Raw genomic sequence first — 11,785 nt, 5'->3', positions numbered from 1 at the left:
AATGACTAATTTTAATTTTCAAGTAACAACCGGATTTCTGCCGAAGTATGAGCCAAGCATCGCGGTCAATTTGCTCATTCCAGGCATCATGGTGGCTACGGCCACCGACCATACGGACGGCGAATCTCCGAAAGTAGGTCTATACCGTTCATTGAATGGCGGGGACACTTGGACGAATATGCTGCTTCCGCTTCCTCCGGTAGGGTTTACCGGGGCAGAATGCGCATCCGTGGCTTACAAATTTCCGAGTACGTTTATCGTAAGCGCCCATGTTTTCCCCGGACATCAATTCGGATCGACCTTCGTGTATATTTCCAACGATAACGGCGCCACGTTCAGTGCTCCCATTCTTGTCGCCCCAGGTTACGGTACGTACATAAATAATGACGAGACCTATCTCATCGCCGATAACGCGCAGTCGAGCCCCTACTTAGGCCGTGTTTATGTCGTCAGGGCCAATCAGTTCAACGTCGTGAATGGAGCCAATATTACGGCCTTTCTCGATCGTTCGACCGATGGAGGATTTACCTGGGACACGCCGATCCTGCTCTCCAGTACTGCGGATAAAGTAAGAAGACCTGCCGTAACCGTAGATTTACAAGGTATCGTCTATACAGCCTGGATTACGGTGAATGCGCCGAATGACGGCTACTTCGTTCGGCGGTCGCTGGACGGCGGCACGACCTTCGGTCCGCCAATCGAGGTCTCGGTTGTCGACCCGGTTCCGTTAGTGCTTCCGGTGCCTGGCTATGGATTCAGAGTACTGACTTACCCGAGCATATCCTGCGACAGGTCAATCGGGCCTAATACCAACGCGGTATATGCCGTATGGCAAGATAATCGTGAGGGTTACGCCGATATCTTCATGTCCAAGTCGACCAATCATGGTTTGACGTGGTCGAATCCGGTCAGTATCACGGGAGCTCCGGCAGGTTCGCAGAACTTCTTCCCCTTCATCGACGTAGACCCGTTGACAGGTGTCGTCAATATCGTTTATTACAGCAATCAGGTGAACGGATTCGATCTCGATGTGTTTGTAGCGAGGTCCATTAACGGGGGCCAAACCTTTACGAATACGCGGATTACGAACGTATCCTCTAATCCGAACGCGGCGCAGGTCGGCCCTGATCCGGTTAAGTCGATTGGCGATTATATCACGATCACGAGCGTTCCGCCCGGCGGATACATCGCAACATGGATGGATACAAGGACAGGAACGCAAACGATATTTGCCGGTTACTCCGACATTGTTATCCCTTGATCGAAACGACAGCGCCAATTGAAAAAGAGTCGATTATAGAAGGCTTATGGCCCTATAACCGACTCTTTTTTTGTTCTCTATTTCAGCATAACGCCAAGTCGACGTGCCGCTTCAATAACAGCCGGCGCCTGACTGCGCATGATTTCCGTCGTCAGACGATTCGCCGGACCGGATACGGACAATGCCGCGACCAGCTTGCCCGTGCGAGAGAAGACCGGCGCTGCTACAGCTGCCGCACCTTGCTCGCGTTCCTCCACGCTCATCGCGTAGCCGAACTTCTGCCACTCTGCCATTTGCTCCCGATACTGATGTCGGTCGAAGGAAGCCGGCCATGAGGCGTCCTGCAGCAGCTCCTCGCGTTTGACAGGCTCCTCGAAGGCGATGAGCACCTTGCTTGATGCACCGACATACAGCGGCAACCTCGCTCCGATCGGAGCCACCCTGCGTATGGCCTGGATGCTCTGCACCGCTTGAATCCGAATCCGCTCATTGCCGTCGCGCAGATACAAGCTGACGGTTTCCCCCAGCATATCGCGCAGCCGCTCCATCTCCGGCAATCCGATAACAGCCGGGTCATCCGCGCCGGACATATTCGCGGATAACTCCCAGATGCGAAGCCCCAGTTTATAGCGATCCGATGCCGCATCGCGCGCTACGAAACCTCGCTCCTCCAGCGTCGCAAGCATCCGATGAACGGTGCTTTTATGCAGCCCTACGCTATCCGCAAGTTCCGTCATGGCCCACTCTTTCTTGACCGTAAAACAAAGTAATATATCCAGCGCTCGTTCGACAGCGCGAACCGTTGATTTTCCATCCTCAGCCATAAGTAGTTGGCTCCTCGCTACAGTTTCACTCAGTGAAACTTGGTTACAGTCAGTATAACGTAATGAGGGCTGACCGGTAAAGCTTTGCCTGTAGATTTGACTTATTTTACAGCCATGTTACAGGACGTTAACATTACGTCGACACGCATTGACAGGCCGCGGCAGCACGCCATACCATAGGAATATAGCACTAGTTAAGCGCTTTCATAACTCATTAGCAATCGTGATCATAATCATTCTTCATAAGGGGGCATCCACCATGAGCACAACGACATTGAGACCTGCACTTCCAGCAGCCGGCGGATTTACGCCCGGACTGCTCCCCCCGCTGCTGCCTTCGCCGCAAGTACCCGAACGGGCCTTTGCCGGAACACGCACACGCCGTAAGCATGCTGCTCTTGCTGTATTGTCAGCATTGGCTGCCTTGCTGCTGTTCACAGCGCTCGCCTTCCACGGCTATGTCGCATGGGTAATCGCACATCCTTATGTACCGGCGTTATACTCGAACCCGCAGATTGCTCAAGGTCTGGATTACAGCGATGTTTCCTTCCCAAGCAAGAGCGGCCGCACTACCGTTCACGGCTGGTACATCCCTGCAGTCGGAGCGGAAGCACATTCCGACAGAACGGTTGTTTTCAGCCACGGCTATGGCGCGAACCGTGAAGAAACATGGGTTCCGATGTACGAGCTGGCCGCCCTGCTCAATCGCCTGCACTATAATGTATTCATGTTTGATTATGGCTACGCCTCTTCGGGACAGCGTTCCCCGGCTACCGGCGGCAAAGAAGAGTCCCAGCAATTGCTGGCGGCGGTCAATTATGCCCGCACGCAAGGCGCGGACGAGGTTGTCGTTTGGGGCTTCTCGATGGGAGCCGGCACCGCCTTACAAGCAGCACTGCAAACGGATTCGACAGACAGTATTGATGCGATGATTCTCGACAGCACCTTTCTCCCAAGTTCGGAGTCCTTATACAACAATGTACGCCAATACATGGATCTGCCTAAGTACCCATCCATCCCGATTATCGAATGGATGCTCCCATTCTTCACAGGCGTAAAGTTTAATCAACTGCCTGTTGAGCAGGTGCTGCAAACGACCTATACGATGCCGCTCTTTATCATGCACGGCACCGCCGATGCGATAGCGCCTGTCGCAACAGCCGAACAGGTTGCCGCCAGCCAATACAACTCCCTCTCTCGCGAATGGATCGTGGAAGGGGGCATGCATGAGATGCTGTACCGCACGCATCCGAAGGAATACATTCAACGCGCTGCTTTATTCCTAAGTCAAGTGGATGCCGCGCGCAATGCTGCTTAAGCCAATACAAAAGGCTCTTCCTTGCAAGGCCGCCGATCAGGGCAGTCTGGCAGGAAGAGCCTTTATTGTTGTTACTGCTTAAGCAGCGATAGAAACTCCGAACGGAGCGCCGCGCTTGTACGGAAGTCACCGCGGACTGCCGACGTCACCGTCTTGCTGCCCGGCTTCTTCACGCCGCGCGCGCACATGCACAAATGCTCGCCTTCGACGACAACCATAACGCCATGCGGCTGCAGCACTTCATCCATGATATTCGCGATTTGCGAAGTGATGCGCTCTTGCACTTGAAGACGGCGCGTTACCGCTTCAACCAGACGTGCAAGCTTGCTTAAACCCGCGATCTTGCCGCTTGGAATATAGCCAATATGCGCTTTTCCGAAGAACGGCGCCATGTGGTGCTCGCACTGGCTGTAGTACACAATGTCACGTACGATGACCAGCTCTTCATGCTGCTCGTCAAAGGTAACGCCGAGCACTTCGCGCGGATCAACCTCATAGCCCGCAAAAATTTCCTCATACATCCGTGTTACGCGTGCCGGTGTTTCCAGCAAACCTTCACGCTCCACATCTTCTCCGATGAGGTTCAAAATTTCTCGTATATGGTGCTCTATTTGTTCCCGATTCGATGAAACGGCCGAATTGACGTAATCCTTCTTGCCCGCCATATCTGCAACGTCTCCTTTCCTGTGAACCAATCCCCGGTACTTCCTATCTCCGTCCGCCCGGCCGATTGTTCCCCTTCGTAAATTGCTGGTTCTGGTTCTTCATCATTTGCTGCGCTTTTTGCATTTGTTGGTTATTCATATTGTAGCCCATTTGCTTTGCCATCTTTTTCAGCATTTCCGGATCGTTTTGCATCTTCTCCAGCTGCTTGCGCAAGTAGTATACGCCGACGAAGAAGCCGCCAACAGCGCCGACTATGAGCGTAATGATCGAAATAATGACCGTCCACATTGTCATCTCACCTTGTCCTTATCTGTAAGTATATTGCAACTAATAATAGCATGTAGGACCATGCGTTCGCAAACACTCTGTGAAGGTAGGAAGAACCCTTTCCACTTATCATACAACCATGCCTAACTCATTGGCCGGGTTCCCGACTGCACCAACTATGAGCTGGACATGCGTTTTTCCGACCAGATTTCCGGGCTCCGAGAATTCTAACGAATCCTACAGGCCTTATTCGGCCGGATTCCCGGGCTACGAGAATCTAACGATCCGTAGGGGCCTTATTGTGGCAAAATCGGCTCCCAAACACCCGCAAACCGTCTAATAGGGCCTCTACGGTTCGTTAGAATTTTTTTGAAGGTGTTTTCGGGCAAATAAGCCCTGTATGATTCGTTAGAGCATTCCGCATCCGATAGTCGAATCCAACCTGCCACATCTCGCTCGCATTCGATACTCGTATCTCCTCATAACGCAACCCACTCGCATCGTTCATCCTGCACTCCCCACTCGCATTCCGCGCTCCGCATCGCTCATCCTGCACTACCCATTCCGCATCTCGCATTCCGCGCGCTGAGTCATTCCATATTCACGCGCATATCAACGGCCGACTACACTATCCGAATCCCTAATACACAAAAAGCCTGACCTTATAAACAAGGTCAGGCTTACTCCACTTTTCTATTCAGCTGTCTAGCTCAGCCCAGCACCTGCTCGATAAATACCGTTGTGTGCTTCGCCAAATCAATCTCCCGGCTCTCCACACCGTCACTCGATTCACGCTGCAGCATCCGCACAATCGGCCGACCCGGCAATCCACGATGCTGCCCGACGACAATGCCTGTCTCCTTCGTTGTGAGCCTGACCGATACGCCGTTCGGATAGATGGAGACGATCCGCATGAAATGAATGATGACCTCTTGGTCGAGGCGTGTGCCCGACATGGCCATTATCCGCTCGCAGGCTTCATGAGGGAGCAGATCTCCACCGTCTTCGCTGCCTCTTGTGAGCAGGTTATCGAACGTATTAGCCACCGCTACAATTCGGGAATACAAGTGGATTTGATCTCCAATCAGCCCGCGCGGCACGCCTGTGCCATCGACATGCTCATGATGCTGAAACGCGACATGCGCGACGAGCAAGCTGAACTCACGTTTGGCCTTCAGCAGCTCGAATCCTCTCCACATATGGCTTCTTGGCTCCTCGTTCTCCTCATCTGCCTCAAGGTCCGGCTTCCCGAGATCATGCAATAGAGCACCCATCGCCAGGTCCTTCAACTGCAACTGATTCAGATGCATGCTGACGCCGATCAAGGATGAGATCATGCAAACGTTCATCGCATGAATGTATTCCGCATTATCTCGCGTACGGATGTCGTTCAAATAAACGAGCACATCCTTGTTGCGAATAACATCGTAAAGCAAATCTTCAATCGTTAAACTGATCGAGCGGGAGTTCAAATCTTTGCCGGAGCGAATCGAATCCATCGTCTCTGACATCTGCTTAATGATGCTGAGCTTGGTTTCTTCCGACAGAATCTCCTCTTGCTCTTCCATATCCTGCATGCTGGCATCTTTAATATAGACATTCGTGACGCCAATGCGCCTTAACGTGCTAATCATAAAGACAGTCAGCTGCACACTCGAAGAAAGCAGCACTGTCCCGTTTACAGCATAGATCGTCTTGCCAAGGATATCGCCTGGTTCTACCGCTTCGATATCGACATATTTCATGATGTCTACCTCTTCTCCCATATCATTATGTCGAAGCTGTCATACTCATGAGCGCGTCCTTGATCGCTTTCTGAACCGTTTCATCCTGCTCGCGCAGCGCTGCCGTTTGGAGTGCTTCTGCCGCGTCCACTCCGCCGATACGGCCAAGCGACCATGCTGCGGTTGCGCGAAGCTCAAAGCGCGTGTCGCTGCGCAGCACATCCGCAAGCGCAGGAACAGCGCTTGCATCCTTGAAGTTGCCTAGCGCAATGACCGCATTGCGCTGGATCGGTTTCCTCCCGCGCCAAGCCGAGGAGCTATTGCCGTACTGTTCCTTGAACGCCCGATTCCCTATCGTGAGCAGCGGTACCAGAAGGGGCTTCACTTTGTCATGATCGGGAACAAGCTCAGGATGATGAGTCGCATTCTTCCCCTTGTTCTCAGGGCATACAACCTGGCACGTATCGCAGCCGTATAGCCGATTGCCGATCTTGCGCATCAGCTCATCTGTCACGACCCCTTTCGTCTGTGTGACGAAAGAGATACAGCGCTGTGAATTCAGCTGACCCGGAGCTACAAGCGCATCCGTGGGACAGGCATCAATACAGGCCGTGCAGCTGCCGCAGCTCTCCGTGACAGGTGCATCCGGTGGAAACGGCAGGTTCGTAATCATCTCGCCGAGGTACACCCAGGACCCCCACTCCGGCGTAATAATGGAGCAGTTGCTGCCAAGCCAGCCGATACCGGCCCGCTCCGCTACTGCACGATCAGAGAGCGCTCCTGTGTCTACCATGCTTAAGAAGCGTCCTTCCGGCACGCGTTCCAGCAGCCAAGCTTCCAGCCGCCGCAGCCGCTCGCGCAGGACGCCGTGATAGTCATCGCCCCAAGCGGATCTCGACAGCATACCTCGCCTTGCTCCCGGTTCCGATTTCGGTGGATCTTGCAGCTTAGATGGATAGGCCACCGCGATGGCGATAATGGACGTCGGATCTTCGAAGAGCAGCGAGGGCTCCGTCCGTTTATCCAGGTCTGGCTCTTCGAAGCCAGACTCATAGCCGAGCTCCCGGTGACGTTCCAGCCGCTGCCTCAGCGCTGTGAACGGCTCCGCGGAAGCGATTCCGATTTTATCAATGCCAAGACTCGCCGCAGCGTCTTTCATCTCGGCTTTTAATTGTTGCCAGTCGATCTTGTTCATGCTGCTCCTGTCCAACTCGGAGTCTCCTTTAATCTTACAAATGGTTCAATTTGCTGATCGGCCACAGAATGTAATCCGCGCGGCCAAGAATCAAATCGCGCGGTACAGCTTGAAACGACCGACTGTCGCGACTCGCTTTATTATGACGGTTATCGCCCATAACAAAATAATGATCGGCCGTGACCGTTTCCGGTCCATAATCCGAATCTTCAATCTCCGTATCCGTGTACGACTCCACAACGAGCTTCCCATTGCGATACAGCTGACCTTGGCGAATCTCGATGGAGTCGCCCGGCATCCCGATAATCCGTTTAACCAAATACTCTTTATGTTCCATTCCGATTGAAGGGTCCTTCAGAATAACCACGTCACCTTGTTTCGGAGAGCCCATTAAGTAAGTGGCCTTATTCACAAACAGCCATTCCTTCTCATACAAGGTAGGCTCCATGGACTGCCCTTTGACCGTAGAGAGGTTAAACACGAATGCATTCAAGCAAAGGACGACTACAGCGGCAATCGCCAATGTAATGAACCAACTGCGCAGTTCAACAACCCAAGGAGAGAGCGGCCTCGACTGTTTGCGGGAAGAAGAAGCCCCTGCAGCCTTTACCTTTACCTTCGGAGAGCTCGATCGTTTGCGAGGTCCAAATTCTGCTCGCTCCGAGGACTCCGTATCCGAACCGGGATTGACGTTCATCGCTGCTACACCTCGCCCATATGTTTGTTCCACGCTTCAAAATAACCGAGTATAAGGTCATCATTGAAAGGGGCTTGTCCGTTCTCGATCCGCTTCAGCAGCGCACCGAGCCCCTCCATTACTTTTCGGTTAACTTCTTCCGAATAGTGATAGGCAATCTTATGGAGCTCATATTCTTCTTGGTCGACGACTTGCGCTTTTCCTCCGCGGGGCACGATAACATCGAGGTCGTAATCAATGTAGGTGAGAACATCATGTTTGAAGAAAAGGGGGGAGGCTACATTGCAATAGTAGCGAACGCCATGATCCTCGAGCAGGCCGACCACATTGAACCACTCGCCGGGGATAAAGAAGGATACTGCGGGCACTCGGCTAATCCACTGCTTGCCGTCTGCCTCTTGAATCGGTGTCTGTCTGTTGATGAATACATGCATCGATTCCGCCGCATGCTCGCTTGCCAGCAGCTCTGTCGGAATCTGCCAATTCTCCAGCCACATTCGGTGCAAATGGCCGTTGTTCTTGAAACTCTTGATAACACAAGGACGGTACGTTGTCATAAGCGTAATACTCCTAGTGAGGTACTTTCTTACTATAAGAAAAGCATATCTGTGCGCCAAAATCAATGACGCACTAGATATGCTTGTCCATAATTGCTTATTTATAAGTGCTTGAGTCGAGTTCCTGCTTAACCGGCAACAATGCTTAGTTTCTGAAAGGAACGGAAAAAGTCCGTGGCAGCATAGCCCAATGATTCATAAAGCGAAAGAATCGGCTCGTTATGTTCGTCAGCCGTTACCATAATTTTCGTTACATTCCGCTGCTCAAATCGTCCACGCAGGGAGCGAATCAGCTCTTTACCCAATCCTTGACGTTGATAATTCGGATGTACGGCAATACGGTAATAGTACCCTCTGCCCTTGTCGATCGTCCCGATAATAATACCTGCGATTTCTTCGTCAATTGCAGCGACGAGTACAAGCTCACTGTCCCATGATAGTTGGCGGCCGAAGGCCTCCATCGTTTGTTCATAGCACTCTTCTGACAGTACAGTCTCCAGCAGTTCCGTAACGGGCCGATAATCAGCTAATTGGAAGGATCGAACGTCCATAACTTTAAGCTCCTCTTCAAACGCAGTATGGAAATAACGGCATTGCTAGGGAAGAAATGAACTTCGCTTCGTGCGGACAGCGACAGCCCTTCTTCTTTAGGTAAAATTAATAATACGACAAATTAGCTCGAATTCCTTCTAAAATCTTTAAAAACCCTTAAAAAATATAATAAATCTACATAATCCTATTGAAAACGCTTTAATTTAAGCGTTTTCATAACATTAACCCTATCATTTGGTCCAATTCAAACCAAAAAAGTGCCGCACGGGCACTTTTCCTCACGAATGCTCCAAATAATGCGCCAATGCATCCCGCCATGGTCTTAGGTCTTGTAAGCCAGCTCGCTCGATGGCCGCGTGACTCATGACGGAATATGCCGGTCTGGCTGCCGGTCTCGGAAATTCTGCCGTCGTGCATGGCTCGAGTAGGACTGCCTTGGTCATTCCCCTCTTCTGCAAGATCTCCCGCGCAAACTCATACCATGAGCAACTGCCGGCATTGGAGGCATGATAGATGCCATACTTATCGGATTGGACAAGCTCGATTAGAAAAACAGCCAAATCCAGCGTATAGGTAGGCGAGCCGACTTGATCGTTGACGACCTTCAGCAGGTCTCTCTCGCCTGCCAGCTTGAGAATGGTTTGGACAAAGTTGCTGCCGTATTTCCCGTACACCCATGAGGTGCGAACGATAAAGTACCGATCGAGCAGCGCCGTGACTTCTTGTTCGCCGGCAAGCTTCGTTTGCCCATAGACCGTTTGCGGATTAGTCGGCTCCTCAATCTCGTAGGGTTCGCTGCCTTTGCCGTCAAATACATAGTCCGTGCTGATGCAACAAAGCTTGGCGCCGCAAGCCTTCGCTGCCATAGCAACATTGCGCGTGCCGAGTGCATTGATTCGGTATGCTTCATCCGCGTCAGATTCTGCCTTGTCTACCGCCGTGTAGGCTGCGCAATGTATGATCACGTCCGGGCGATAAGCGTTCACGACATCCGCGCACTGCTCCGAACTTGTAATATCCAGGTGTTCTCGTCCATAACCAAGGATATGTATTCCCGGTTGGACATTCAGCTGCACGAGCTCCTTACCTAACTGACCGTTGGCGCCTGTGACGAGAATTTTCAGTTGACCCTGCCTGGCTGCGGTCATGAACGTCCACTCCAATAAGCGCCGGATCGAATATGCTCGATCCAAGCTTGATTGTTCAAGTACCACTGAATAGTGAACTTCATGCCTGACTCGTAATCGTATTTGGGCACCCAGCCTAGCTCAGTACGGATCTTGTCCGCATCAATTGCATAACGGCGGTCATGTCCTAAGCGATCTTGTACGAAGGTAATGAGGGAATCCGGTTTGCCGAGCTCCGATAGAATGGTAGAAACCACTTGAAGATTACTGCGCTCATTGTTTCCGCCTACATTGTACACCTCACCGGGACGCCCCGCGTGAAGGACGCGATCAATGGCACTGCAATGATCCTCGACATACAGCCAATCCCGCACATTGAGGCCATCTCCATAGACAGGCAGCGGCTGATCGGTGAGTGCATGCTGAATCATGAGGGGGATAAGCTTTTCCGGAAACTGATAGGGCCCGTAATTGTTCGAGCAGCGCGTAATATTCACGTTCATCCCATACGTTTCATGATAGGCGCGGACAAGCAGATCGCTTCCCGCTTTACTGGCTGAGTACGGACTGTTCGGCGCGAGCGGTGTCAACTCCGTGAACAGCCCTGTGTCGCCAAGCGTGCCATACACTTCGTCGGTGGATACATGCACGAACTTAGCCACATCGTATTGTTTGGCCAGATCAAGCAGCGTTTGCGTGCCCAAGACATTCGTTCTGATGAAAATATCCGGCTGCGTGATACTGCGGTCGACATGGGATTCAGCGGCAAAATGAATGACAGCGTCAATGCCCTCTGCGAAAATCAATTCCATAGCTGCCCGATCAGCGATGTCGGCTTGCACAAACCGGTAGTTCGGGAGATTCGTAATCGACGATAAATTAGCCGGGTTGCCTGCGTAGGTCAGTGCATCGACATTAATGAAGGTGTAGCCGGGATATTTCGCTATCATATACTGAAGATAATTGCTGCCGATAAATCCGGCTCCGCCGGTTACAATCAGTTTCACAGGCTCGATCACCTTCCATAATAGAAATTTTTCTCCGCACCGGACAGAGGGGGATGACCCCGATCTTTATCCGACAGGATCGGATTCGCTGCCGGCCAATCAATCGCAAGCAGCGGATCATTCCATGCAATGCCGCGATCATGCTCCGGTGAATACAGCGCATCGACTTTATATTGCACCTCGCAGTTTGGGACAAGTGTGCAGAACCCATGGGCGAAGCCCTGAGGTACGAGCAGCTGTCTTTTGTTCGAGGCACTAAGAATGAATCCTTGCCAGTGGCCATATGTCGGCGACCCTGCACGAATATCTAGAACAACATCATAGATGGCTCCCGCCGTCACGCGGACGAGCTTCGTTTGTGCTTTCGGATTCAATTGATAATGGAGCCCCCGAAGCACGCCAGCTTCAGCCGACAAAGAATGATTATCTTGCACGAAAGCATGCGGGATACCGTGCTTCACGAATAGCTCCTGATTGTAGCTCTCTGTAAAAAAGCCTCTATGATCGCCATGCACCGCTGCCTCGATCAGTTTGACATCGTTTAACCTCGTATCGAATATTTTCATCGTTACCCCTCATTTTAGCGACGT

Annotated in this window: 13 protein-coding genes; 2 read left to right on the top strand and 11 right to left on the bottom strand. The window is 51.9% G+C overall.

Translation table 11 applies throughout. The annotated features are described in order from the left end of the window. The first annotated feature begins 1 nt into the window (after window position 1). Window positions 2-1,261: a sialidase family protein gene (locus AC506A_RS25810; protein ID WP_495463866.1), complete on the top strand. Its 1,260-nt coding sequence runs from the start codon at window positions 2-4 to the stop codon at window positions 1,259-1,261. A gap of 77 nt (window positions 1,262-1,338) precedes the next feature. Here AC506A_RS25810 and AC506A_RS25805 read toward each other — a convergent pair whose 3' ends face one another. Then, a complete protein-coding gene (locus AC506A_RS25805; protein ID WP_495463865.1) occupies window positions 1,339-2,085 on the bottom strand; it encodes an IclR family transcriptional regulator in 747 nt (248 codons plus the stop codon). A 259-nt stretch (window positions 2,086-2,344) separates the two neighbouring features. Between AC506A_RS25805 and AC506A_RS25800 the strand changes: the two genes are divergently transcribed. Then, a complete protein-coding gene (locus AC506A_RS25800; RefSeq protein WP_495463864.1) occupies window positions 2,345-3,403 on the top strand; it encodes an alpha/beta hydrolase in 1,059 nt (352 codons plus the stop codon). Window positions 3,404-3,474: 71 nt separating this feature from the next. Here the strand turns inward: AC506A_RS25800 and folE are convergent, their stop codons facing one another. From folE to rfbC, 10 genes are all read right to left on the bottom strand, one after another. Then, window positions 3,475-4,068, bottom strand: coding sequence for a GTP cyclohydrolase I FolE (folE, locus tag AC506A_RS25795; RefSeq protein ID WP_495463964.1), 594 nt, complete (start codon window positions 4,066-4,068; stop codon window positions 3,475-3,477). A gap of 43 nt (window positions 4,069-4,111) precedes the next feature. Beyond that, the gene (locus AC506A_RS25790) at window positions 4,112-4,357 is read right to left on the bottom strand and encodes a YneF family protein (RefSeq protein ID WP_495463963.1); all 246 of its coding nucleotides are present in this window, start codon (window positions 4,355-4,357) and stop codon (window positions 4,112-4,114) included. Window positions 4,358-5,046: 689 nt separating this feature from the next. Continuing rightward, window positions 5,047-6,081 (bottom strand): HD-GYP domain-containing protein, encoded by a 1,035-nt coding sequence (locus AC506A_RS25785; protein ID WP_495463863.1) that lies wholly within the window; start codon window positions 6,079-6,081, stop codon window positions 5,047-5,049. A 25-nt stretch (window positions 6,082-6,106) separates the two neighbouring features. Further along, window positions 6,107-7,255, bottom strand: coding sequence for a tRNA epoxyqueuosine(34) reductase QueG (gene queG / locus AC506A_RS25780; RefSeq protein WP_495463962.1), 1,149 nt, complete (start codon window positions 7,253-7,255; stop codon window positions 6,107-6,109). Window positions 7,256-7,289: 34 nt separating this feature from the next. Beyond that, window positions 7,290-7,952 (bottom strand): signal peptidase I, encoded by a 663-nt coding sequence (gene lepB / locus AC506A_RS25775; RefSeq protein ID WP_495463862.1) that lies wholly within the window; start codon window positions 7,950-7,952, stop codon window positions 7,290-7,292. A 5-nt stretch (window positions 7,953-7,957) separates the two neighbouring features. Continuing rightward, window positions 7,958-8,509: a DUF402 domain-containing protein gene (locus AC506A_RS25770; protein ID WP_495463861.1), complete on the bottom strand. Its 552-nt coding sequence runs from the start codon at window positions 8,507-8,509 to the stop codon at window positions 7,958-7,960. 128 nt (window positions 8,510-8,637) lie between these two features. Next, a complete protein-coding gene (locus AC506A_RS25765) occupies window positions 8,638-9,060 on the bottom strand; it encodes a GNAT family N-acetyltransferase (RefSeq protein WP_495463860.1) in 423 nt (140 codons plus the stop codon). A 279-nt stretch (window positions 9,061-9,339) separates the two neighbouring features. Then, window positions 9,340-10,209: a dTDP-4-dehydrorhamnose reductase gene (gene rfbD, locus AC506A_RS25760; protein ID WP_495463859.1), complete on the bottom strand. Its 870-nt coding sequence runs from the start codon at window positions 10,207-10,209 to the stop codon at window positions 9,340-9,342. Further along, complete coding sequence (rfbB, locus tag AC506A_RS25755; protein WP_495463858.1) at window positions 10,206-11,195, bottom strand: dTDP-glucose 4,6-dehydratase; 990 nt, start codon at window positions 11,193-11,195, stop codon at window positions 10,206-10,208. Before rfbB ends, rfbD begins: the two co-directional genes overlap by 4 nt. 8 nt (window positions 11,196-11,203) lie before the next feature. Beyond that, window positions 11,204-11,761, bottom strand: a complete 558-nt coding sequence (gene rfbC, locus AC506A_RS25750; RefSeq protein WP_495463857.1) for a dTDP-4-dehydrorhamnose 3,5-epimerase — start codon at window positions 11,759-11,761, stop codon at window positions 11,204-11,206. Between the last annotated feature and the right edge of the window lie 24 nt (window positions 11,762-11,785).

This window comes from Paenibacillus sp. N22P23 (assembly GCF_059383735.1).
Note: the sequence above shows the minus strand (reverse complement) of the source record. Positions and strands in the feature narration are given on the sequence as shown.